We start from the raw sequence: 20,531 nt of genomic DNA, 5'->3' as shown, positions 1-20,531 counted from the left end.
TCGGCCGAGCACCAATGTGGGGGACCTTCGGCATAAGGTGGGGCGCATGAACGATCGCATGGTGTGGATCGACTGCGAGATGACCGGGCTCTCGTTGACGGACGACGCACTTATCGAGGTGGCCGCACTGGTCACCGACTCGGAACTCAACGTGCTCGGCGAAGGCGTGGACATCGTGATCCGCCCGCCGGACCGGGCCCTGGAAACCATGCCGGACGTGGTGCGCGAGATGCACACCGCCTCCGGTCTGCTCGACGAGCTGGCCGCCGGCACCACGCTGGCCGACGCCGAGGCCCAGGTCCTCGCGTACGTACGCGAGCACGTCAAGGAGCCGCGCAAGGCGCCGCTGTGCGGCAACTCGGTCGGCACCGACCGCGGATTCCTGCTGCGCGACATGGCCGCGCTGGAGGGCTACCTGCACTACCGGATCGTGGACGTGTCCTCGGTCAAGGAGCTGGCGCGCCGCTGGTACCCGCGGGCGTACTTCAACAGCCCGCCGAAGAACGGCAACCACCGGGCGCTCGCGGACATCAAGGAGTCCATCGCCGAGCTGCGCTACTACCGGGAGGCGGTCTTCGTGCCGCAGCCCGGACCCGACTCGGACACCGCCCGCACCATCGCCGCCAAGCACGTGGTGGCGGGCGAGTAGGACCCCCGGAGAGGGGGGCGGGAAAAGGGTGGAGCGAGCACCCTCCCGGACCCTGTACCCTTTTCTTCGGCCGGTCGTTCTGCGACCGGACATGGTGGGTGTAGCTCAGTTGGTAGAGCACCTGGTTGTGGTCCAGGTGGCCGCGGGTTCAAGTCCCGTCACTCACCCTGCGGGAAGGCCCCGGTACGCGGAAGCGGACCGGGGCCTTCTGCATTCCCCTCCCCGCCCCCGGAACGCTCTACGAGGACCCGCGGACCACCAGCTGCGTCGGCAGGACCACCGACCCCTCCCCCGGCACTCCCGGCATGCCCCGGCCGCCCGCGATCCGCTCCAGCAGCAGCCGCGCCATGGCCCGGCCCAGCTCCTCCCCGGGCTGCCGGACGCTGGTCAGCGGCGGATCCAGGTACCGGGCCACCCCGGAGTCGCCGAAGCCGACCAGCGCCACGTCGCCCGGTACCCGACGGCCGGCCGCGCGCAGCCCGGCCAGGGCCCCGGCCGCCAGCGGGTCACAGGCGGCGAAGACGGCGTCCAGCTCGGGGCGACGCTCCAGCAGTTCGCGCACGGCCCGCCGGCCGCCCTCCGCGGTGGGCTCCCCCGCCGAGATCAGCAGCTGGTCCACGGGGCGCCCCGCCGTCACCAGAGCCTGCCGGTAGCCCTCCAGCCGGCACCGGTCCCCGTACGCGTCGAGCGGCCCGGTGATCGCCGCTATCGCCCGCCGACCCCGCTCCAGGAGGTGGCGTACGGCCGCGGCCGCGCCCTCCCGGTCGTCGCAGTCCACGCTCGGCAGCGTCTCGGCGGCCGAGCGGCGCCCGCCGAGCACCGCCGGGATGCCCAGCCGCGTCGACAGCTCCGGCAGTGGATCCCCGACGCCCACCGCCACCAGCAGCACCCCGTCGACCCGGCGCCCGGAGAGGAACCCCTCCAGACGGCGGCGCTCCCGCTCGCCGCCCGCCAGGGCGAGCACCAGCTGCACGTCGGTGTCGGCCAGGACGGCGCCGACCCCGCGCACGACCTCGATGAAGGAGCCGCCGGGAAAGAGGGGCGCCCGCGGGTCGGGGACGACCAGGGCGACGGCGTCGGCGCGGTCGGCGGCCAGCGCCCGGGCGGCCCGGTGGGGTACGTATCCCAGCTCGGCGACGGCGGCCTCGACGGCGGCCCTGGTCCGCGCGCTGACCCCGGGCGAGCCGTTGACCACCCGCGAGACGGTGCCGCGCCCGACCCCGGCCCGGAGAGCGACCTCCTCCAAGGTCGGTCGGCCCCCGCTGCGCCCGTGAGCCTTCATCGCTGCCTCCAGGCTGCGAATCTACTCCCGGCCTGCCCGTCGGCGCCCGCGGAAGGCGGTCGGTACCGCTCAGCCCCCGAAGGCCTCGGCGTGGTCCCGGGCCCAGGTCTCGAAGGAACGGGCGGGATGCCCCGTGAGCCGCTCGACGGCATCGGTGACCGGGACGGGCAGGCCGTCGGAGGCGGCCCAGAAGTCGAGGAGGGCGTCGGCGTACGGGCCGGGTATGTAGCCCTCCACCTCGGCCTTCCATTCCTCGGGGGTGACGGCGTCGAAGGGCACGGGCCGGCCGAGGACGGAGCCGAGTATCGCGAGCTGCGCGGCGAAGGTCAGCGACTGCGGGCCGGTCAGGGTGTGGGCGCGACCGCCGAGGGCCGGGTCGGTCAGGACGGCGAGGGCGGCTTCGGCGAGGTCGGCCTCGTGGACGGGGTCGGCGTAGGAACCCGGGTAGGGCAGGCGGACCGGGCGGCCGGACTTCAGCGCCCAGGACCAGCCGATGGCGTTGCTCGCGAAGGAGCCGGGCCGCAGCAGGGTGCTGCGTATCGGGGACGCGAGGAGGGCCTGCTCGACGGCGAGGTGTCCGGCCGACAGCGGGCTCCCGGCCGGATCCGGGCCGACCACCGAGGAGGAGGACAGCAGGACCACGTGCTCCACCCCGGCGGAGACGGCCTCCTCGACGAAGGCTTCGGCGGCGGAGGCCTCGGCGTAGAGGAAGACGGACCGGATTCCGGCCAGGGCTGCGGGAAAGGTGGCGGGGTCGGAGAGGTCGCAGTGCACGGCGCCGGGGGTGTCCCGCTCGCGCGACCCGATGCGGTGGGACATCCCGCGGGCCGAGAGGAGGCCGCCGAGGTGGCGGGCGACGGCGCCGCGGCCGCCGGTGACGAGGAGGGACATGGTGGGACTCCTGATTCATCGGGTGTTGCTGCTGTCAGTGCTGTTGCTGTCAGTGCTGTTGCTGTCAGTGCTGTTGCTGTCGGTGCGGTTGCTGCCCGTGCTGCCGTGCGTGTTGCCGTCGCGGCCCGTGCCACGGCTTCGGGCCCGGGTAGGGTGAGCAAGAGTTACGTGGTGCAGATTCTGCGTCACGCATTCATTGCGTGACACAGATAAATCTCAGGCATGGAGAAGCCGATGTCAACCGATTCCCCCCGTTCGGGTGAGTGGAGCCGCGCCGAGCTGCTGGCGCGCATCGTCACCGAGAGCCAGCGGCACTACGCCGACTACTCCCTCTTCACCCAGGCCATGGCCGACCACGTCGGCCTGCACCCCACGGACATGCAGTGCGTGGCCCTCCTCGACATGGAGCCCGGCCCCGTCTCCACCGGTGACATCGCCCGCCTCACCGGCCTGACCTCGGGCTCCGCCACCCGCCTCGTCGACCGCCTGGTGAAGGCGGGGGTCGTCGAACGCCGGGCCGACCCGGAGGACCGGCGGCGTTCGCTCGTCGTCCTCGCGCCCGCCGCCCGCGAACGCATCGGCGCGGCCTGGGACGCCCCGGGCCGCGCCTTCGGCGCCGTGCTGGACGGCTACTCGGACGCCGAGCTGACCGTCATCGCCGACTACCTCCACCGCGCCGCCGAGGTCGGACGGGCCCAGACGCAGCGGCTGCGCGCCGAGGACCGCGCCTGACCGCGCCTTGAACAGGGGCTCCCCGGAGGACACGACGGAGCCGGCCCCGCCGTTCGCGGTGGCCGGCTCCGGGGCGTCGTGCCGGCGGTGGACAGCGGACCGGTCCTCGCTCAGACGCCGTCCGCCCTGCCGTGCGGAGCGGCCGCCGCGGCGGCGGAGGGGGCACCGGCCAGCTCGGGGCGGGCCCGGTCCGGCTCCGCCCCCGTCGCCGTCGCCGTCGCCGCTACGAGGACTGCAGCGCTCCCATCGACGCCGCCAACTCCGCGGCGTTCATGACCGGGGCGACCTCGATCTCGGCGTTGAACTGCTGGAACAGGTCCCACGTCAGCGACGGCAGCTGGGCGCTGTCCTGGAGGTCGAAAACCATCCAGCAGGACCGTACGCCCTCGTGCAGCCCGAAGTACGCCGCCTCCGGCTTGACCGTGTCCATCAGCCTCTTGATCGACTGGGGCAGGGCACCGGTCGGGATGGCCTCGTTGGTCGCGGCGGTGTCCATGTGGGCCCTGAGCATGACTCTCATGCGCGTCTCCTTCCGTCACCCCCACGGTCCGGGCGGCCCCGGGGCCCGGCAACATCTGCGCCCCCGTCCGGGCAGGACGGGGACGGAGCCGGGATGAGGAGGCGAGGAGGAGGCCAGGAGGAGGGGACGAGGAGGAGGGGACGAGGAGGAGGGCCGGACCCGGTCCCGGCCGCTCAGGCTCCCTGGATGTGGAAGTTGAACTCCGAGTGCCCCAGGGCTCCCATCAGCCGGAGCCAGATCGGCAGGAGCATCTCGGTACCGCGGGCGGTCTCGATGCCGCCGAGGTCGAGGATCGAACGGTCCGGCCACCCGAAGGAGGAGAGGAGGGCGTGCACGGTCTTCTTCGCGTCGGCGTCCTCACCGGAGAGGAAGACGGTGTGGTCCCCCTTCACCCGGGCCGGGTCGACCATGATCTCGCAGTTCATGGTGTTCAGGGTCTTGACCACCCGCAGCTGCGGGAACGTCCGCTGGATCAGCTCGCCCAGGCTGTCGGTGTCGACGGGGTCCAGGCTCGGCGGGAAGCCCTTCGAGAAGTCCAGCGGGTTCGCGATGTCGATCAGGATCTTGCCGTCCAGGTGCGCGGCGTCGGCCTCCGTCAGGGCGGCGACGCTCACCTTCCCGCCGGTGGCGTTGACGAGCACGTCACCCTGCCGGGCGGCCTCGGGGAAGTCCGCGAGGGAGACCCGCGGATGCGCCTCCTGCCAGGCGGCGTACTCGGCGCGGGCCACGGTGGCCCCGGGGTCGCGGGTGCCGATGACCACCTCGTGGCCCAGGGAGTCGAGCCGGGCGGCGACCGTCCGGCCGACGACGCCGGTGCCGAGGATTGCGTAACGCATGCGGTTTCCAATCAGGCGAGGGCTTCAGCGCGTGGGGCGAGGGGCGGGACCCGCCCGGGAACGCACCCGCGCACCCGGCGGCCTCAACTCACCCGGCCCGTACGGTATTCCACCCGACCACCCGGACCACCCCATCCACCCCGACCCGCCCGACCACCCCATCCACCCCATCCACCCCATCCACCCCGACCCGGCGCGGTCGCCTACCCGAGGATCCCGACGTCGTGGAAGAACGCGTAGCGCGCGGGCTCCTCCGGCAGGAACCAGTGGAAGCCCTCCTGCACGAAGACGGCCGCCAGGTCCGCGGCGATCACCACCCCCAGGAAGCCCAGCGCGAACCGTCCCGCCGCCCGGTACGGCCCCGGGCCCTCGGTGGGGACGGCCCGGTCGGCCGTGGAGTGGGCGAAGGCCAGGACGGTGCCGATCGCGACCGCCGAGGCGGTGAACAGGATCCACGCCCACACGTACAGGTGCAGGCCGAACACCTCGCCGCCGTAGCCCCCGTCCGCCGACAGGGCATGCAGCATCGTCTGCCGGCCCGCCGCGAACGACCCCGCCGTCACGGCGACCAGGGCCAGGCCCCAGCCCGTCATGTAGTCCCGGCCGGTGATCGCGCCCGCGGTGAGCCCCGTGCGCACCACGTACCCCGCCCCGATCGCGGCCAGCAGCATGCACATCCGCTGCACGAGGCAGAGCGGGCAGGCGTACTCCCCCGGGCCAGCTGGTGGACGAGGCCGCCGCAGACGACGCCCGTCCAGCCGACGGTGAACAGGCATGCGAACCAGTACTGCGTCCGGCCCAGCAGACCGCCCTCCAGGGCCGTCTCCGGCACGAGGCTGCTCAGCGCGGCCACGGTCAGTAGCTCAGACCGAGGGCGGGAGCGCTGGTGATGTGGTGGGCCATCAGCAGCACCACGGCGACCAGCAAGACCCACCAGGCCCCGAGCACCACGGTCCGGGACGACTCCCGGTACATCGCGATCAGGGTGGCCAGGAGCCCGCCGAAGATGAGGGTGTCCATGGGGCGGACCGTACCGACCTGGGCACTTCCCTCCCGCGAGGCGCGCCCCCGGGGTCAGTCAGTTGCCCCGCCGCTTGCGACGGCCACGCCGGACGCCGGGTCCGCGGCCGTCGCCCCGGGCCCGGCCGTCGAGGGCGATCCAGATCCGGACCTCGGTGCCGCCCAGTACGGAGCGCCCCAGCCGGACGTCGCCGCCGGTGGACTCCGCGACCCGCCGGGCGATGTCGAGGCCGAGGCCGGTGGAGCCGTCGCGGCGGCCGTCGTTGCCGCGCCGCAGTGCGGCGTCGGGGTCGGCGATGCCGGGTCCGGCGTCGGAGACGAGGACGATGACGGCGTCACCGGCGTCGTGCACGTCCACCGCGAAGGGGGTGCCCTCGGGGGTGTGCCGGAAGACGTTGCCGAGCAGGGCGTCGAGGGCGGCGGCGAGCTCCGGACGGGCCACGGGGATGCGTACGGTACGGTCCACGCCCGCCAGCCGGACCTCGCGGCCCTCGTCCTCGGCCAGCGCCGACCAGAAGGCCATCCGGTCGCGGATCACCTCGGAGGCGTCACAGCCGGCGCCCGCCGAGCCGGCCGCCTGGGTGGCGGGGCGCTGTTCGCGGGCCGTACGGATGATCGTGTCGACCTCCCGCTCCAGCTGCTCCACGGCGGCCCGGGTGTGTTCGGCGGCCGGGCCGTCGCCGAGCGAGGCGGCGTTGAGCCGGAGGACCGTCAGGGGGGTGCGCAGCCGGTGCGAGAGGTCGGCGGCCAGTTCCCGCTCGTTGGCGAGGAGTTCCACGACCTGGTCGGCCATGGCGTTGAACGCGACGGCCGCCGAGCGCAGTTCCTTCGGTCCGTCCTCGGGGACCCGCGCACCGAGCCGTCCGTCGCCCAGCTGGTGGGCGGCGTCCGCGAGCCGTTCGGCGGGCCGTACCAGGCGGGCGCCGAGCCGGTCGGCGACCGCGACGGAACCCACGACCAGCGCGAGCCCGACACCGGCGAGGACCAGCCAGGCGGTGGTGACGCCGTTGCTGACCTCGCTCTCCGGGACCAGGATCTCGATGACGGCGATGTCGCCGGAGCCCAGGGCGGTCGGCTGGAGCAGGGCGGAACCCCCGCCGGTCACCCGGGCGGTGGTCGCACGGCCGAGGCTGCGGGTCTCGGCCACGGCGCGGGCGCCCGCCCAGCCTTCGCCGATGTCCACGGGGGCGGCGCCGCCGATGGCCGGGACGTGGACGGCCATCCGGCGGGCGGCGCCCATCTGCGTGGACTCGACGGCCTTGCGCAGCTGGACGGGGTCGGTGGTGATGGACAGGGTCGGCCCCATGGTGGCGGCCTGCCGCTCGGCGTTGGAGAAGGCCCGGTCGCTGGCCATCTCCCGCACCACCAGTCCCAGGGGTACGGCGAAGGCCAGGACCACCATGGTGGTGACCGCGAGGCACACCTTGACCAGGGCCCATCTCATCGGGACCGGCTCACAGCGGCGGCTCCAGCTTCACCCCGACCCCGCGCAGCGTGTGCAGGTAGCGGGGTCGTGCGGCGGTCTCGCCGAGTTTGCGGCGCAGCCAGGACAGGTGCACGTCGATGGTCTGGTCGTCCCCGTACGACTGCTGCCACACCTCGGCGAGCAGCTCGCGCCGGGACACGACCACCCCGGGGCGGCCCGCGAGGAAGGCCAGCAGGTCGAACTCCCTTCGGGTGAGGTCGAGTACGGAGCCGTCGAGTTCGGCCTGGCGGCGCAGCGGGTCGATGGCGAGTCCGCCGACGCGCAGGACGCGGGAGGGCGGTTCGGCGGCCGCGGCCTGGGAGCGGCGCAGGACGGCGGCCATCCGGGCGGAGAGGTGCTCGACGGAGAAGGGTTTGGTCAGGTAGTCGTCGGCGCCGTCGTTGAGCAGCCGGACGATCTCGGCCTCGTCGTCGCGGGCGGTGGCGATGATGACGGGCACGTCGGTGATGCCGCGCAGCATCTTCAGCGCCTCGGAGCCGTCGAGGTCGGGCAGGCCGAGGTCGAGGATGACCACGTCGAAGCGGTGGTGGGCGACTTCGCGCAGGGCCTCCAGGGCCGTGCCGACGCTCCGCACGGTGTGGGAGGCCTCGGTCAGGTGCCGGATCAGGGCGGAACGTACGAACTGGTCGTCCTCGACCACGAGCACACTTGCCATGGCGGCACCGTAGTCCATTCGAGGGACCCCGGGAGGTGCCGGGCCACCTCTGTGGCGGGTGGTGCAGTATGTGCCCTGATGCGACGAGGACTTGTACACGCCCTGGCGTGGGTGCTGGCGACCGCGGCCGCCGTGACCCTGTCGTGGTGGGGCGTGCACACGGTCATGTCCGGGACGGCCTACGATCCGCCGCTCGCCGTGCCGTTGACGACGCAGCCCCTGACCGGGTTGCCGCTGTCGTCTTCCACCCAGGGGCCGACGGCCTCCCCGTCCTCCTCCGTTTCCGCCTCCGCGTCGGCCGCGGCCTCGGCGTCCCCCTCGGCCGACGCCCCGTCGGCCTCGCCGTCGAAGCCGAAGCCCGCGCCGCCGGCCGGGCAACACCCGTACCGCGAGACGGACGAGGGGAATTCCGCTTCCGGTTCCGGCACGGTGAAGGGCTACTCGGTCTCCGGCGGCCGTGTCGTCTTCGACCTCGGCGCCTCCGCGGCCGGCCTGGTGTCGGCGACGCCGGAGGCGGGCTGGCGGATGCAGGTGTGGAAGCAGGACTTCTGGATCCGGGTCACCTTCACCCGCGACGGCCGCGAGGTGTCGGTGTTCTGCACCTGGCACGACCACCCGCCGGTGGTGGAGATCGTCGACCCCTGAGGCCCCTGAGGCCGCTGGGGCCGCTGGAGCCGCTGGAGCCGCTGGAGCCGCTGGGGCCGCTGGAGCCGCTGGAGCCATCGGGACACCCTGACCTCCGGGACCGCCGAGGCCGCCGCCCACGGCCCCCGGGCCGCCCCGCCCCGGCCCTAGCGGAACACCGACGGCGGGGGCTCCGGCGAGGCCACGGCCGAGGCGTCCGCGACCGGGGCCGCCCCGCCGGTGAAGTCGGCCAGGGCCCGGCCGTGCTCGACCCGGCCGGGATGCGGGTCACTCGCCACCCGCCGGGTGAACTCCGCCACGGGCAGCTCCCGGTCGGCGGCGACGAGCACCGCGTTGCCGAAACGTTTCCCCCGCCACACCACCGGGTCCGCCGCGAGCGCCAGCTCGCCGAACCGGGAGGCGGCCGTGGCGACCTGGCCCCGCAGGTGGGCCAGCGGCGGGCCGTCCGCGAGGTTGGCCACGTACCAGCCGGTGGGCTTCAGCGCCCGCCGTACGTCGTCGAGGAACTCGGCGCTGGTCAGGTGGGCCGGGGTGCGGGCCCCGCTGAACACGTCCGCGATGACCAGGTCCGCCCAGCCGTCCGGCACCTTCGCGAGTCCCGCCCGCGCGTCCACGGCCCGTACGCGGATCCGTGCCTGCGGGTCCAGCGGCAGGTGTTCCCGTACGAAGGCCACCAGGGCCCCGTCGATCTCCACCACCTGCTGCGTGGAGCGGGGGCGGGCTGCCGCGGTGTAGCGGGCCAGGGTGAAGGCGCCGCCACCCAGGTGCACCACGTTCAGGGGCTGCCGGGCGGGGGCGATCAGGTCGATGAGGTGGCCGATCCGGCGCTGGTAGGCGAAGTCCAGGTGACCGGGGTCGTCGAGGTCGACGTGGGACTGCGGGGCCCCGTCGATCAGCAGGGTCCAGGCACGGGAACGCTCACGGTCGGGGGCCAGCTCGGCCAGCCCGCCGGCCACCTGCCCGGCCACCGGCCCGGCGACCGACCCGCCACCGCCCCGGGAGGTGCCGCCCCGGGGAGCACCGCCGCTCCTGCCGCCCTTGCTCTTGCCTGCCACCCCTCCATTATGGCTGGTCAGGGCATCGGGCGCGTCAGCGACAGTTGTCGGCCGCCTCGATCAGCCGGGCCGCCTCGCCGAGCGCAGCGCGCAGCACCTCGGGGTCGGTGACCGGGCCCACGGCGTCGGGGGGCAGCAGCCAGCCGGTGCCGCCGGAGGCCGGCGAGACGGCGTCGCCGAAGCGCATGCCGCGCCCGTTGGTCTGCGTACAGGCGCTGCCGGGCAGGTCCCACGCGTCGGCGGTGCCGGGCGGGACGAGGAAGCCGAGGGTGTCGCCGGAGCCGTCGTGGAGCACCGGGCCGACGCCGGGGGCGCCGGGGCCCGTACCGGGGGCGGTGCGGCCGGCGCCGCGGCGGATGATGTCCACCGCTTCCAGGCCCTGCCGGGTGGGCACGGTCACCAGGTCCGGGGCCGCGGCCGGAACCGGGACCGGGAGCAGGGGGGTCGCGCCGGGCTCGTGCGCGGTGTTCGTTCCAGTGCTGTCCATGCCGGCCTCCACCAAGGGGAACCCCTCCTCGATCCGTATCCGCATGGGTTCAACGCACGGGGGCGTCAACGGGTGCGGCGGCAAGACGCCGCAAAGGATGGCAGTTCATGGCGGATCGCGGGTGAGATATCCGTTTTGTAGCCAAACACCGCATGAACGGACCCTCGGCGGCGGTACGTTCATGCGCGCCGGAGCCGCGCTCCGGGGCGAGATCGACAGGGATCAACCGGGATCACCTGAGATTGTCCAGAGAGGCCACGTCCATGGCGGCGTCCCCCCACTCACTCAACTCATCCTTCCGGCGGCTGCGCGGGCAGCACTCCCCCGCCGAGTTCGCGGCCCTGGTGCGCCGGGCCGCACGGGAGATCGGCGAAACGGTTTCCTGCGACGCCCGTTACATCGGCCGGGTCGAATCCGGCGAGATCCGCTGCCCCAACTACGCCTATGAGCGGGTCTTCCTCCACATGTTCCCCGGCCGCACCCTGGCCGACCTCGGTTTCTCCCCGCGCGAGGCGGTGCGCGGCCGCTCCGCGCAGCGCGCCCTGCCCGTGCCTCCCGTCCTCGCCCACCCCATCCACCGTTCCAAGGAGAGCGACGTGCTGCGTCGCGCGTTCATGGCGGGCGGCTCCGCGACCGTGGCGGCCGCGACGCTCAGCCTCACCCTGCTCGGCGACACCCGCCGGATCCCCTCCCGCGCGGGCGAGGCCGAGGCCGCCGCCGTCGAGGACGCCGTACGACAGATCCGGCTGCTGGACGACCGGCACGGGGCGGACGCCCTCTACCGGCGGGCGGCGGAGCCCCTGCGGACCGCCTACGCGCTGCTGGACGCGGGGGCCACCCGCCAGTCCACCGAGGACCGGCTGCACGCCGGGGCCGGGGAGCTGGCCGTCTCGGTGGGATGGCTGGCGCACGACTCGGGCCGCTTCGAGGACGCCCTCTCGCACTACGCGGAGGCCCTGGCCACCGCCCGGGTGTCGGGGGACGCGGCCCTGGAGGCCCACGCCTTCAGCAACATGGCCTTCCTGGCCCGGGACTGCGGGCGCCCCCGCGAGTCGGTACGGGCCGCCCAGGCGGGCCGGCGCGCGGCCCGCTCGCTGGGCTCCCCCCGGCTGCTGTCGCTGCTGGCCCTGCGGGAGGCGGGCGGCTGGTCGGGGCTCGCGGACCGCAGGGCCTGCGAGGAGGCGCTGGCGCGGGCGCACACGGAGTTCGCGCGGGGCGCGTCGGGCGACGACCCGGAGTGGATGTCCTTCTTCGGCGAGGCCGAGCTGGAATCGCTGGAGTCCCGCTGCTGGGCGGCGCTCGGGGAGCACGCCCGCGCGGCCCGGCACGCCCGGCGGGCGGCCGACCTCCAGGACCCCCACTTCGCGCGGAACGTGGCCCTCTATACGGCGGAGCTGGCCGAGGACCTGGCGCGGGCGGGCGCCCCCGACGAGGCCGCCTGGGCGGGCGGGCGGGTGCTGGACCTGCTCTCCGAGGTCCAGTCGACGCGGATCCGCTCGATGCTGTCGGGCACGGCCCGCACCCTGGTCCCCCACCAGCGCTCCCCGCGCGTCGGCGCCTTCCTGACCCGTCACGCCGAGGCCTGACCGGCGGCGGGGCGGCGGGAGTGCGAGCCGGGCCGCGCGAGTACGAGCCGGGGCCACGGGCCGGGCGCGGTCAGCCGTCGAGGTGGCCCGTGTCGTTCCAGCGCTCCAGCGCGGGGGCCCCGTAGGCCCAGCCCAGGACCGAGAGGGAGGTGGGGTCCAGGCGGATGCGGGCGCCGAAGGAGGCCTCGAAGCCGAGCCAGCGGGCGGCGAGGGTGCGCAGGACGTGGCCGTGGGCGAAGACCAGGACGTCCCGCTCGGCCGCGCGGGCCCACTCCACGACCTCGTCCGCCCGCGCCGCGATGTCGGCGACGGACTCGCCGCCGGGGACCCCGTCGCGCCAGATCAGCCAGCCGGGCCGGACCGCCTGGATCTCGGCCGGGGTCATGCCCTCGTAGTCCCCGTAGTCCCACTCCATGAGGGTGTCCCAGGGCTCCGCCTGGAGCCCGAAGCCCGCCAGGTCACAGCTCTCGCTCGCCCGGACGAGCGGGCTGGTGCGCACCTCCAGGCCGCGCAGCGACGCCCACGGTTCGCGGGCGAGCCGCTCGCCCAGCAGCTTCGCCCCCTGCCTGCCCTCGTCCAGCAGGGGCACGTCCGTGCGCCCGGTGTGCTTGCCGAGCCGGGACCATGCCGTCTGGCCGTGGCGGGCCAGCAGGATGCGGGGGGCCATATCTTCTTCTCCCGGTTCGTGGGCGTTCGCCCCGGATGCAGCGGTTCCGTCGTCCGTCCATCATCCACGACGTGCACACGGGGCAACTCCGCCCGTCCCACGGGCGTCATACACCTCATGACCAAACGGCCTTGGCCCACGCGCTGGTGGGCGGAACTGTTGCTCCTGGGTCTCGTCTACGGCGCGTACTCGGCCGGCCGGCTCCTCGCCCGGGGCGACGCGGACCTCGCCGTCGGCCACGGGCTCGCGATCCTGCGCGCCGAGGAACTCCTGCACCTCGACTTCGAAAGACCCCTCAACCGGCTGTTCTCGCAGACCGGCGCGCTCGGCATACCCGCCGACTTCGTCTACGCCTCCCTGCACTACCTGGTCACCCCCGCCGTGCTGCTCTGGCTCTACCGCCGGCGGCCCGCGCACTACCGCACCGCCCGCACCTGGCTGGTGGCCTCCACCCTGCTCGGACTGATCGGCTTCACCCTGCTGCCCACCTGCCCGCCCCGGCTGCTCGACGCCCCGTACGGGTTCACGGACACCATGGCCCGGTACAGCGCCTACGGCTGGTGGGGCGGCGAGGCGAGCGCCCCGCGCGGACTCGGTTCCCTGACCAACCAGTACGCGGCCATGCCGAGCCTGCACGTCGGATGGGCCCTGTGGTGCGGGCTCCTGGTGTGGCGGTACGCACGGCGTCCGCTCGTACGGGCGCTGGGCCTGGCCTATCCCGCGCTCACCGCGGTCGTGGTGATGGGGACGGCGAACCACTACTTCCTCGACGCCGTCGCCGGCGCCGCCGTGATGGGCGCCGGCCTGGCGATCGCACGCCGCCTCGCCGCCCGCCGGGCGCAGGAACCTTCCTCCGCACCGGACCGCGCGAAGGACACCGCGCCCGCCCCCGCCGCGGGCGCTCCTCCGGAGGCACAACCGGCCGGTTTTCACGGTACGTCCACGCTTGTCAGTGGCGGATGGGACACTTCCGCCCGTGAGCTCCTACCCGCCCGCCGCTCCCGCACAGACGACGACACTGCGGCAACGCCTCGCTGACCTGCGCGGCCCCGCCGTGCCGCCCCGGCCGCTCGACGCCCGCTCCCTGGCCGCGCTCGCGGCCAACCCCGGATGCGGCAGACGCGCCCTTCTCGACGGCGCCGGGGTGGACAAGGGCGCGCTCGCGGCGGCCCTGGGCACGCCCGCCGCGTTCGGCCAGTCGCAGTTCGCCATCGTCCGCGGCAACTCCTTCGAGGCCAAGGTCAAGGCCGACGGCGGGGCCGAACTGCTGCGGCTCGCGCACACCCTCCTGGGCGGGGCCGCCGAGCCCCCCGGACCGGACGCCCGGGTGCCCGACCTGACCGCCGCCGGACCGGAGGGACGCGCCGCCCGGACGGCGCTGGCCCTGCGCGAGGCCACCGCCGCGGGGGCGTGGACGCTGCTGGACCATCCGATGCTGGCGCTGGAGGTGGCCGGCACCCCCGCCTACCTGGAGCCCGACGCGGTCGTGGTGGACCCCGGCGGCCGGTGGAGCGTGGTGGAGATCAAGTCGTTCCCGATGATCGACGGGGCCGCCGACTCCGCGAAGGTGGGCGCCGCCGCGCGGCAGGCCGCCGTCTACGTGCTCGCCCTGGAGCGGACCGCCGGGAAGGTGCCCGGCGCCGAGGTCGGCCACCGGGTGCTGCTCGTCTGCCCCAAGGACTTCTCCAACCTGCCCACCGCCGCGCCCGTCGACGTGCGCCGCGAACGGGCGGTGACCCTGCGCCAGATGGAGCGGCTGACCCGGGTCGAGGAACTGGCCGCCGACCTGCCGGCGGGCCTCAGCTTCGACCCGGCCCGGCCCGCCGGGGAACTCACCGAGGCCGTCTCCGCCGTCGACGCGGCCTACGCCCCCGAGTGCCTGGCCGCCTGCGAGCTGGCCTTCCACTGCCGCGAGCGGTCCCGCGCCGCCGGGGACCCCGCCGCGCTGGGCCGCTCCGTACGGGGGGAGCTGGGCGGGCTGGCCACCGTCGACGCCGCCCTCGCCGCGGCCGGCTCCCCGGCCCCCGCCGACGGGACCTCCGAGGAAGGGGACGACCCCACCGCCGCCGCGCTGCGCCGGGCCGCCCGGCTGCGCGCCGAGGCGCTCGAACTCGCCGCCGCCCGGCCCCCGCACCCCGCACCGGAGGGCCCCGCATGCCCCTGCTGAACACCCTGGCCCGGCTGGAGGCCGTCCGCGCGGGCCGCGCCCGGCCGCTGGCGACCGTACGGCACCGCCACCTGAGCGAGCGGCCGCTGGTCCTCGTACCGCTGACCACCGCCGGCGAGGCGGGGGCCCCGCTCGGCGCGATGCTGGGCACCGACCCGGACGACCCGCTGGTCCTGGTGGTCCCGCAGCCGCGCGACCGCAACCTGCGCTGGACGTTCCTGGCCGGACTGGCGGAGCGCGTGATGCCGTACGTCGACGGGTACGCGGACGTCGTGGAGCCGGCCGAGCGCACCGAGACCGACCCGGAGACCGGCCGGAAGTCCAAGGTCGAGGCCGAACTGTGCGTGGACGCCCCGCAGATCATCGTGCCCAGCCGGGCCGGCGTGGAGTACGTCCGGCTGCTGGGCCGCTCGATGCGGTTCCGGCGCACCGCCGAGGAGGACCCGGAGAACCCGTACCCGGCGCCCGCCCGGGTGCCGTTGCTGGGCCGCTGGTTCACGCACCTCGCCGAGCGCTCCCGCGTCCCCGGCTCCTCGATGCTGCTCAGCGCCACCGAGCTGCTGGGACGGCACTGGGCCACCGGCCAGAGCAACCTGGAGGACCAGCACCTCGGGTCGCTGCTGGGCTGGATAGCTCCGCCCGGGGGCACGTCGGGGGCCGAGTGGGCCCTGCACGTGGAGCTCGGCCGCGACGGGCACGGCCGGCTGCTGTTCCCGCCGGCCGGCCCGGCCACCGACCCGGCCTTCGACAACGGGCTGCTCGCCCCCGCGATCAGCCGTTTCGACGCGGCCCGGGCGGCGGCGGCCGCGGAGGAACCCGGCGCCGAGGAGCGGGTACGGGAGACCGAGCGGGCGGTCCGGGAGCTGGTCACCTCGCAGATGGCGCACACCTGGCGGCAGACCTGGGAGGCGATCGCCCTGCTGCGCGCCCTGCCGCCGGGCGAGCGCACCACGGAACGCTGGACCCGCGACCGGTGGTCCTTCACCGGCCACCGGGACCGCGTCAGGGCGGGCGAGCCCCCGCAGCCGCGCCGCGACGACGCGGTGACCGCGGCCCAGAAGCTGGCCACGCGCGAGACCGAGCAGGTCCGGCTCGACGCCCAGGAGGCGCTGGACGACCCGCTGGTCATGGCGGGCCGGCGGCTCGCGGGCGAGGCCTTCGCCGGTGAGGTCACCGAAGTGGTGACGGAGTGGACGGAGGGCAAGCGGCCCCGCCCGCGCCCGCTGGTGACGGTGGCCACCGAGGACCGGCCCCAACTGGCCGACGAGGGCGGCGGGAAGGTGTTCCGCTCGCTCGACGGGCGCCAGCAGGCGTTCGCGTTCGTGCGCCACGAGGAGGACGGGCAGCTGGTGCTGCGCGTGCTCGACAAGATGGGCGCGGGCCGGGAACCGGTGGCGGGCTCGGTGCCGGAGAAGGGCGACCGGGTGTGCTGGACGCTGTTCGAGCACGACGCGCGGGGCGGACCCAAACTGCCCGATCCCGAGCACACCCCGTGGACGCACGGCGGGCCGCCGGCCCACCTGAGCGCCCCGACGCCGCCCGACTCCGTGACCGACGAGGACCTCCTGTGACCGCCTTCGACCCGGGCGCGGCCGCCGCCGAGGCGACCGCCGCCATCCTGCGCGACACCCTGCACGGCACCGAGCGGGGCGTGGTGGTGGACTCCCCGCCCGGCGCGGGCAAGTCGACGCTGGTGGTGCGCGCGGCCCGCGAACTGGCCGCGGCCGGACGCCGCCTGATGGTGGTCGCGCAGACCAACGCGCAGGTCGACGACCTGGTGCTGCGGCTTGCCGACAAGGACCCGGAGCTGAAGGTCGGCCGGCTGCACAGCAGCGACGGTGACGCGTACGACCCCGCCCTGCGGGAGCTGCCGTCCGTCACCCTGTCCGCCAAGCCGGGGGACCTGGCGGAGCTGCCGGTGACCATCTCCACGGCCGCGAAGTGGGCGTACGTGAAGGACGCGGAGCCCTGGGAGCACGCGATCGTCGACGAGGCGTACCAGATGCGCTCCGACGCGCTGCTGGCCGTGGCCGGGCTGTTCGACCGGGCGCTGTTCGTCGGCGACCCGGGGCAGCTGGACCCGTTCAGCGTGGTGGGCGCCGAGCAGTGGGCGGGCCTGTCCTACGACCCCTCGGCGTCGGCGGTGTCCACCCTGCTGGCGCACAACCCGCAGCTGCCGCAGCACCGGCTCCCGGTGTCGTGGCGGCTGCCGGCGACGGCCGCGCCGCTGGTCTCGCGCGCCTTCTACCCGTACAGCCAGTTCCGCAGCGGTACGGGTCCGGGCGAGCGGCGGCTCACGTACGGGGTCGCGGGCGACGGCTCGGGCCCCGACCGGGTGCTGGACGAGGCCGCCGCGTCGGGCTGGGGCCTGCTGGAACTGCCCGCACGGCACACGCCGCGCACGGATCCGGAGGCGGTGGGGGCGGTGGCGCTGGTGGTCCGGCGGGCGCTGGACCGGGGCGCCGTGACCGCCGACGAGCAGTCCCCGCGGCCGTCCCCGCTGACGGCCGACCGGATCGCCGTGGGCACCGCCCACCGCGACCAGGCCGCCGCGGTCCGCTCGGCCCTGGCCTCGCTGGGCGTCACCGGGGTCACCGTGGACACCGCGAACCGGCTCCAGGGCCGCGAGTACGACCTCACGGTGGTCCTGCACCCCCTGTCGGGCCGCCCCGACGCGACGGCGTTCCACCTGGAGACGGGCCGCCTGTGCGTCCTGGCCTCCCGCCACCGGCACGCCTGCGTGGTGGTGGCCCGCGCGGGCATAGCGGAACTCCTGGACGAACACCCCTCGACGGAACCGGTCCAGCTGGGCGTCACGGTGAAATTCCCGGACGGATGGGAGGCGATGATGTCCACGTGGGACTTCTGGTCGAACCACCGAGTCTCGTGGAAGCCGTAGGGCACGGATGGGCTCGGGGTCCGGTCACTTCACCCATGAGCGTCCGCAGCGTCAGGGAGTGTTTCCCGGGTGGTGGAGCAGCCAAGGCAGCCTCTGCATGCACCACCCCTCCGACCACTGCCGGGCTACCTCACAGCCGGGCGGTGGGTCCGCTTGGGCAGGAGATCCGAGGCCACCACAGGAGCTATGGAAGCTCCCGCGACATCGGTGAGGAACTGACGCCGAACTGGCCAATCTCCTCCTCCAGGACTTCGTTGAAGATTTTCAGAGCTTCAAGATTCCACGCTTCTTCGTCACCCGGCTCAACGGATCCGGCCAGAGCGCCACTGACCCTCTTGGCAACATCACCCGGAGAGATGACGTAGACAGTCATGTTTCGCCCTTCGCCTTGGGGCGTCCCCAGACGAAGAGCCGAAAGCCCGCCTCGCGAAGGAACGGACCCCGCTCCGTCCAACCCCTCATGGTGGACCACTTCCCGGCGTAGGTCTGGCCGGTGCCAGCAACCTCCCACCTTCCCGGCACGAAGGGTTCACCCATCAGCGCTTCGAGGTTGGCCGCATGCCGCTCCATCGCGCCGGTCAGGGAAGCGACCACGACAGAGGAAGCGGCCAAGGCGATTGATTGCGCCAGATCGTCGATGGCACGCTCAAGCTCCTTGATCTGCTTCCTGTTGTCCCTGCCCGGGACATACCGGCGTTCCGTGATTTCCTCATTCCCCAACTTGGCGAGGAATGCATGTTCCGCCATGACGTAGAGCTGATCCTGCGACCAGGAGACGGAGAACTCGCACGCCTTACCGTTGGACCACGCCAGAGCAGAGCTGCATTCGGAGTCTCGGCTGATCCGCCGCATCTTCAGGACGCGAGTACCCGGTGACGGCCGGTACCGCATGTCGTTACCCCCTGCGTAGTCCCCATCCCGGCCCACCTCGCCGAACACCGGGTGCGGTGGCGGCCCTGAGGGCTTCCGGGGCAGCGGGGCGGCGGTAGCGGCGGGGGTCGGTCGTGACATATCCCGGGGTTCCGGTTTTCTCCGGCGGGACCCGGCGGCGAGACTTCGGTGCGCACAGCACACCTCCACCCAACGGGAGTTCACACCATGACCCGCCTGCACGTCGTCTCCGCCGCCACCCGCCCCACCTCCAGCGGCCGCCCCCTCGCGCGCTGGATCGCCGACGAGGCCCGCGCGCACGGCGGCTTCGAGGTCACCCCGGTGGACCTGGCGGAGATCGCGCTGCCCTTCCTGGACGAGCCGGAGTACGCCTCGACCGGGAACTATGCCCACGCGCACACCCGGGAGTGGAGCGCGCTCGTCGACTCCGCGGACGCGTTCGTGTTCGTGCTGCCGATGTACAACGGGTCCTTCACCGCCCCCTTCAAGAACGCCATCGACTTCCTCTACCGCGAGTGGCAGGGCAAGGCGGTCGGCCTGGTCAGCTACAGCGCGGGCGCCACGGGCGGCGCCCCGGCCGCCGAGATGCTGCTGCCGGTCCTGACCCGGCTCGGCATGCTGCCCGCCGGGCGCTCCCTCGCGATCCCGGGCATCAACTCACTGCTCGGTGCCGAGGGCTTCGAGCCCACGGAGGGGCTGGCGGGCGAGCTGGCGGGCGTCTTCGAGGACATCTCGGCCCTGGCCAAGGAGCCCGCCGCCGCCTGAACCGGCGGCACCCTTGCGCGACGCTGGACAATGGAGGGTGGCCCGGAGGATTTCGTACGCGCAGCAGGAGGACACGCATGTCAGAGCCCGAGCGGACCGAGCGGAGGCTGCGGCCGGCGCCGCTGCTCTTCGAGCCCTCGGAGGCCGCCACGGACCCGGAGCACTTCTTCGACCTGGAATCGATCGAGGACCCGCGTGAGCTGCTGGCCCGCGCCACCGAGCTGACCCTGGCCTTCCGGGCCGCGCAGGACAGAGCGGTGGAGTTCCAGGCCCTGGCGGCGGCCCAGCTGGCGGACCCGCGCCGCTTCGACCGGCTGTCGCCGCAGGCCATCGCCGAGGCGGCGGAGTGGACCGAGGACTACGCGCGCAAGATGATCGAGTTCGGCGAGGACCTCCAGCGCGGCGCCGGCCCCGACACCGCCTGAGCCCGCCCCCGCACCACTCCGCACCACCCGGCACCGTGCCCGGCGCGCCGCTTCCGGCGGGCGCCGGGCGCGCGGCGTTCCGGGCGGGGTCGCCGCGCGCCCCCTGGCATATGCGCGGCGCAACATACTCCACCCCCGCCCGCCCTGTCCCGGATTTCGGTAACTCCTGGGAACGGGAAGACTACGCCCGGTAGACCTTGGCATATGACGACCCTGACGACGGCCGCCGGCTGCCCCGTACTCGACGGCCTCGACGCGCGCACCGCGCCCGCCACCCAGGTCACCGCGCAGGGCGCCGCCTGGCTGGCCTCCGCCTCCGCCCACCCGGAGAACACCCTCGCGGCCTGGCAGGCCCGGCCCGCCGCGCCCGCGGTCCTGCCCTGCGGGACCGCGTTCGACGTCGTCAACGTTCCGCTCGTGGCGGGCCGGCGGATGCTCGACCTGCTCTGGGAGCGGGGGCCCGGCTCCGGGCCCGCCGCCGTGCACCGCGGCCGGATGCTGCTCTTCGCCGCCCCCGGGACCGCGCAGCGGCTGCCGGCCCTGCTCGCCTGGGAGGAGTGGAGCCCGGCCGCGACGGCCCCGCTCTGCCACGGCCACGGGGACGCCGTCACCGTGCCCCCGCTGTCCACCGGCCCCGGCTCCGCCTCCGGGCCGTCGCGCTGGCTGGTGGCCCCCGACGCCGTCCGGCCCTGGCTCCCCGGGCCGGACTCCCTGCTCTGGGCGTTCCTGCACGCCGCCCGGCCCGGTATCGATTTTTCCTTCGGCCGGACCTGATGCTAATGTCTACCTCGTCAGCAAGCGCCGCTAGCTCAGTTGGTTAGAGCAGCTGACTCTTAATCAGCGGGTCCGGGGTTCGAGTCCCTGGCGGCGCAC

Annotated in this window: 24 protein-coding genes, 2 tRNA genes and 1 pseudogene; 14 read left to right on the top strand and 13 right to left on the bottom strand. The window is 74.3% G+C overall.

The window, feature by feature from the left end:
* Window positions 1-46: 46 nt before the first annotated feature.
* A complete protein-coding gene (orn, locus tag ACEPPI_RS03875) occupies window positions 47-649 on the top strand; it encodes an oligoribonuclease (protein ID WP_266839171.1) in 603 nt (200 codons plus the stop codon).
* Window positions 650-743: 94 nt separating this feature from the next.
* Window positions 744-816, top strand: a tRNA-His gene (locus ACEPPI_RS03870).
* A gap of 71 nt (window positions 817-887) precedes the next feature.
* On the opposite strand, the gene ACEPPI_RS03865 is transcribed toward ACEPPI_RS03870, so the two are convergent.
* Complete coding sequence (locus tag ACEPPI_RS03865) at window positions 888-1,931, bottom strand: LacI family DNA-binding transcriptional regulator (RefSeq protein ID WP_373913823.1); 1,044 nt, start codon at window positions 1,929-1,931, stop codon at window positions 888-890.
* A gap of 69 nt (window positions 1,932-2,000) precedes the next feature.
* The gene (locus ACEPPI_RS03860) at window positions 2,001-2,822 is read right to left on the bottom strand and encodes an NAD(P)H-binding protein (protein ID WP_373913822.1); all 822 of its coding nucleotides are present in this window, start codon (window positions 2,820-2,822) and stop codon (window positions 2,001-2,003) included.
* Here ACEPPI_RS03860 and ACEPPI_RS03855 point away from each other — a divergent pair.
* Together ACEPPI_RS03855 and ACEPPI_RS03850 are read left to right on the top strand one after the other, a co-directional pair.
* Complete coding sequence (locus ACEPPI_RS03855; protein ID WP_373913821.1) at window positions 2,821-2,979, top strand: hypothetical protein; 159 nt, start codon at window positions 2,821-2,823, stop codon at window positions 2,977-2,979. The two genes, ACEPPI_RS03860 and ACEPPI_RS03855, sit on opposite strands and share 2 nt — an antisense overlap.
* Before the next feature lie 77 nt (window positions 2,980-3,056).
* Entirely contained in the window at window positions 3,057-3,554 is a 498-nt protein-coding gene (locus ACEPPI_RS03850; RefSeq protein WP_373913820.1) for a MarR family winged helix-turn-helix transcriptional regulator, read from the top strand.
* Between the two features lie 223 nt (window positions 3,555-3,777).
* Here the strand turns inward: ACEPPI_RS03850 and ACEPPI_RS03845 are convergent, their stop codons facing one another.
* The 6 genes from ACEPPI_RS03845 to ACEPPI_RS03820 form a co-directional block, all read right to left on the bottom strand.
* Window positions 3,778-4,074 carry a DUF3303 family protein gene (locus tag ACEPPI_RS03845; RefSeq protein WP_373913819.1) on the bottom strand — a complete coding sequence of 99 codons (297 nt, stop codon included), beginning with the start codon at window positions 4,072-4,074 and terminating at the stop codon, window positions 3,778-3,780.
* A 173-nt stretch (window positions 4,075-4,247) separates the two neighbouring features.
* A complete protein-coding gene (locus tag ACEPPI_RS03840) occupies window positions 4,248-4,910 on the bottom strand; it encodes an NADPH-dependent F420 reductase (protein ID WP_373913818.1) in 663 nt (220 codons plus the stop codon).
* A gap of 203 nt (window positions 4,911-5,113) precedes the next feature.
* Window positions 5,114-5,587 (bottom strand): hypothetical protein, encoded by a 474-nt coding sequence (locus ACEPPI_RS03835; protein WP_373913844.1) that lies wholly within the window; start codon window positions 5,585-5,587, stop codon window positions 5,114-5,116.
* A 178-nt stretch (window positions 5,588-5,765) separates the two neighbouring features.
* Complete coding sequence (locus tag ACEPPI_RS03830) at window positions 5,766-5,930, bottom strand: DUF5993 family protein (protein WP_373913817.1); 165 nt, start codon at window positions 5,928-5,930, stop codon at window positions 5,766-5,768.
* Between the two features lie 58 nt (window positions 5,931-5,988).
* Complete coding sequence (locus ACEPPI_RS03825; protein ID WP_371678432.1) at window positions 5,989-7,374, bottom strand: ATP-binding protein; 1,386 nt, start codon at window positions 7,372-7,374, stop codon at window positions 5,989-5,991.
* Window positions 7,375-7,384: 10 nt separating this feature from the next.
* Window positions 7,385-8,071 (bottom strand): response regulator transcription factor, encoded by a 687-nt coding sequence (locus tag ACEPPI_RS03820; protein ID WP_280915177.1) that lies wholly within the window; start codon window positions 8,069-8,071, stop codon window positions 7,385-7,387.
* A gap of 78 nt (window positions 8,072-8,149) precedes the next feature.
* On the opposite strand from ACEPPI_RS03820, the gene ACEPPI_RS03815 reads away from it, so the two are divergent.
* Window positions 8,150-8,716, top strand: a complete 567-nt coding sequence (locus ACEPPI_RS03815) for a hypothetical protein (protein WP_373913816.1) — start codon at window positions 8,150-8,152, stop codon at window positions 8,714-8,716.
* 146 nt (window positions 8,717-8,862) lie between these two features.
* Here ACEPPI_RS03815 and ACEPPI_RS03810 read toward each other — a convergent pair whose 3' ends face one another.
* Complete coding sequence (locus ACEPPI_RS03810) at window positions 8,863-9,771, bottom strand: spermidine synthase (RefSeq protein WP_373913815.1); 909 nt, start codon at window positions 9,769-9,771, stop codon at window positions 8,863-8,865.
* Between the two features lie 34 nt (window positions 9,772-9,805).
* Window positions 9,806-10,258, bottom strand: coding sequence for a hypothetical protein (locus ACEPPI_RS03805; RefSeq protein ID WP_373913814.1), 453 nt, complete (start codon window positions 10,256-10,258; stop codon window positions 9,806-9,808).
* A 263-nt stretch (window positions 10,259-10,521) separates the two neighbouring features.
* On the opposite strand from ACEPPI_RS03805, the gene ACEPPI_RS03800 reads away from it, so the two are divergent.
* Window positions 10,522-11,844, top strand: coding sequence for a tetratricopeptide repeat protein (locus ACEPPI_RS03800; RefSeq protein WP_373913813.1), 1,323 nt, complete (start codon window positions 10,522-10,524; stop codon window positions 11,842-11,844).
* Between the two features lie 70 nt (window positions 11,845-11,914).
* Here ACEPPI_RS03800 and ACEPPI_RS03795 read toward each other — a convergent pair whose 3' ends face one another.
* Window positions 11,915-12,511 carry a histidine phosphatase family protein gene (locus tag ACEPPI_RS03795; RefSeq protein WP_373913812.1) on the bottom strand — a complete coding sequence of 199 codons (597 nt, stop codon included), beginning with the start codon at window positions 12,509-12,511 and terminating at the stop codon, window positions 11,915-11,917.
* 117 nt (window positions 12,512-12,628) lie between these two features.
* On the opposite strand from ACEPPI_RS03795, the gene ACEPPI_RS03790 reads away from it, so the two are divergent.
* From ACEPPI_RS03790 to ACEPPI_RS03775, 4 genes are read left to right on the top strand one after another with little or no spacing between them, the layout of a single operon-like run.
* Window positions 12,629-13,549: a phosphatase PAP2 family protein gene (locus tag ACEPPI_RS03790; protein WP_373913811.1), complete on the top strand. Its 921-nt coding sequence runs from the start codon at window positions 12,629-12,631 to the stop codon at window positions 13,547-13,549.
* Window positions 13,488-14,678 (top strand): hypothetical protein, encoded by a 1,191-nt coding sequence (locus ACEPPI_RS03785; protein WP_373913810.1) that lies wholly within the window; start codon window positions 13,488-13,490, stop codon window positions 14,676-14,678. The genes ACEPPI_RS03790 and ACEPPI_RS03785 overlap by 62 nt, the downstream gene beginning before the upstream one ends.
* The gene (locus ACEPPI_RS03780) at window positions 14,666-16,249 is read left to right on the top strand and encodes a hypothetical protein (protein ID WP_373913809.1); all 1,584 of its coding nucleotides are present in this window, start codon (window positions 14,666-14,668) and stop codon (window positions 16,247-16,249) included. The genes ACEPPI_RS03785 and ACEPPI_RS03780 overlap by 13 nt, the downstream gene beginning before the upstream one ends.
* A complete protein-coding gene (locus tag ACEPPI_RS03775; RefSeq protein ID WP_373913808.1) occupies window positions 16,246-17,577 on the top strand; it encodes an AAA domain-containing protein in 1,332 nt (443 codons plus the stop codon). Before ACEPPI_RS03780 ends, ACEPPI_RS03775 begins: the two co-directional genes overlap by 4 nt.
* A 184-nt stretch (window positions 17,578-17,761) precedes the next feature.
* Here ACEPPI_RS03775 and ACEPPI_RS03770 read toward each other — a convergent pair whose 3' ends face one another.
* Both ACEPPI_RS03770 and ACEPPI_RS03765 read right to left on the bottom strand, forming a co-directional pair.
* Window positions 17,762-17,950, bottom strand: coding sequence for a hypothetical protein (locus ACEPPI_RS03770; protein ID WP_373913807.1), 189 nt, complete (start codon window positions 17,948-17,950; stop codon window positions 17,762-17,764).
* A complete protein-coding gene (locus ACEPPI_RS03765) occupies window positions 17,947-18,429 on the bottom strand; it encodes a hypothetical protein (protein ID WP_373913806.1) in 483 nt (160 codons plus the stop codon). Before ACEPPI_RS03765 ends, ACEPPI_RS03770 begins: the two co-directional genes overlap by 4 nt.
* Before the next feature lie 246 nt (window positions 18,430-18,675).
* On the opposite strand from ACEPPI_RS03765, the gene ACEPPI_RS03760 reads away from it, so the two are divergent.
* The 4 genes and pseudogenes from ACEPPI_RS03760 (at window position 18,676) to ACEPPI_RS03745 (ending at window position 20,530) form a co-directional block, all read left to right on the top strand.
* On the top strand, window positions 18,676-19,233 hold the full coding sequence (locus ACEPPI_RS03760; RefSeq protein WP_373913805.1) for an NADPH-dependent FMN reductase: 558 nt from the start codon (window positions 18,676-18,678) through the stop codon (window positions 19,231-19,233).
* A gap of 77 nt (window positions 19,234-19,310) precedes the next feature.
* Window positions 19,311-19,658, top strand: a complete 348-nt coding sequence (locus ACEPPI_RS03755; RefSeq protein ID WP_266839198.1) for a hypothetical protein — start codon at window positions 19,311-19,313, stop codon at window positions 19,656-19,658.
* Window positions 19,659-19,862: 204 nt separating this feature from the next.
* Window positions 19,863-20,466 (top strand): annotated as a pseudogene (locus ACEPPI_RS03750) (bifunctional DNA primase/polymerase).
* Window positions 20,457-20,530, top strand: a tRNA-Lys gene (locus tag ACEPPI_RS03745). The pseudogene ACEPPI_RS03750 and the gene ACEPPI_RS03745 overlap by 10 nt, the downstream one beginning before the upstream one ends.
* The last annotated feature ends 1 nt before the right edge of the window (window position 20,531 follow it).

The sequence above is a fragment of the Streptomyces sp. AB3(2024) genome, from assembly GCF_041862025.1.
In the GTDB taxonomy this organism is placed as follows: domain Bacteria; phylum Actinomycetota; class Actinomycetes; order Streptomycetales; family Streptomycetaceae; genus Streptomyces.
This window is presented reverse-complemented; position numbering and strand designations above follow the sequence as displayed.

What these genes read in the sequence shown, in the direction of transcription:
- ACEPPI_RS03795 (WP_373913812.1), bottom strand. Translation starts at nt 12,511, where the DNA reads ATGGCCCCCCGCATCCTGCTGGCCCGCCACGGCCAGACGGCATGGTCC.
- ACEPPI_RS03805 (WP_373913814.1), bottom strand. Translation starts at nt 10,258, where the DNA reads ATGGACAGCACTGGAACGAACACCGCGCACGAGCCCGGCGCGACCCCC.
- ACEPPI_RS03850 (WP_373913820.1), top strand. Translation starts at nt 3,057, where the DNA reads ATGTCAACCGATTCCCCCCGTTCGGGTGAGTGGAGCCGCGCCGAGCTG.
- orn (WP_266839171.1), top strand. Translation starts at nt 47, where the DNA reads ATGAACGATCGCATGGTGTGGATCGACTGCGAGATGACCGGGCTCTCG.
- ACEPPI_RS03825 (WP_371678432.1), bottom strand. Translation starts at nt 7,374, where the DNA reads ATGAGATGGGCCCTGGTCAAGGTGTGCCTCGCGGTCACCACCATGGTG.
- ACEPPI_RS03790 (WP_373913811.1), top strand. Translation starts at nt 12,629, where the DNA reads ATGACCAAACGGCCTTGGCCCACGCGCTGGTGGGCGGAACTGTTGCTC.
- ACEPPI_RS03800 (WP_373913813.1), top strand. Translation starts at nt 10,522, where the DNA reads ATGGCGGCGTCCCCCCACTCACTCAACTCATCCTTCCGGCGGCTGCGC.
- ACEPPI_RS03860 (WP_373913822.1), bottom strand. Translation starts at nt 2,822, where the DNA reads ATGTCCCTCCTCGTCACCGGCGGCCGCGGCGCCGTCGCCCGCCACCTC.
- ACEPPI_RS03830 (WP_373913817.1), bottom strand. Translation starts at nt 5,930, where the DNA reads ATGGACACCCTCATCTTCGGCGGGCTCCTGGCCACCCTGATCGCGATG.
- ACEPPI_RS03865 (WP_373913823.1), bottom strand. Translation starts at nt 1,931, where the DNA reads ATGAAGGCTCACGGGCGCAGCGGGGGCCGACCGACCTTGGAGGAGGTC.
- ACEPPI_RS03780 (WP_373913809.1), top strand. Translation starts at nt 14,666, where the DNA reads ATGCCCCTGCTGAACACCCTGGCCCGGCTGGAGGCCGTCCGCGCGGGC.
- ACEPPI_RS03760 (WP_373913805.1), top strand. Translation starts at nt 18,676, where the DNA reads ATGACCCGCCTGCACGTCGTCTCCGCCGCCACCCGCCCCACCTCCAGC.
- ACEPPI_RS03755 (WP_266839198.1), top strand. Translation starts at nt 19,311, where the DNA reads ATGTCAGAGCCCGAGCGGACCGAGCGGAGGCTGCGGCCGGCGCCGCTG.
- ACEPPI_RS03845 (WP_373913819.1), bottom strand. Translation starts at nt 4,074, where the DNA reads ATGAGAGTCATGCTCAGGGCCCACATGGACACCGCCGCGACCAACGAG.
- ACEPPI_RS03820 (WP_280915177.1), bottom strand. Translation starts at nt 8,071, where the DNA reads ATGGCAAGTGTGCTCGTGGTCGAGGACGACCAGTTCGTACGTTCCGCC.
- ACEPPI_RS03840 (WP_373913818.1), bottom strand. Translation starts at nt 4,910, where the DNA reads ATGCGTTACGCAATCCTCGGCACCGGCGTCGTCGGCCGGACGGTCGCC.
- ACEPPI_RS03765 (WP_373913806.1), bottom strand. Translation starts at nt 18,429, where the DNA reads ATGCGGCGGATCAGCCGAGACTCCGAATGCAGCTCTGCTCTGGCGTGG.
- ACEPPI_RS03770 (WP_373913807.1), bottom strand. Translation starts at nt 17,950, where the DNA reads ATGACTGTCTACGTCATCTCTCCGGGTGATGTTGCCAAGAGGGTCAGT.
- ACEPPI_RS03835 (WP_373913844.1), bottom strand. Translation starts at nt 5,587, where the DNA reads ATGTGCATGCTGCTGGCCGCGATCGGGGCGGGGTACGTGGTGCGCACG.
- ACEPPI_RS03815 (WP_373913816.1), top strand. Translation starts at nt 8,150, where the DNA reads ATGCGACGAGGACTTGTACACGCCCTGGCGTGGGTGCTGGCGACCGCG.
- ACEPPI_RS03855 (WP_373913821.1), top strand. Translation starts at nt 2,821, where the DNA reads ATGGTGGGACTCCTGATTCATCGGGTGTTGCTGCTGTCAGTGCTGTTG.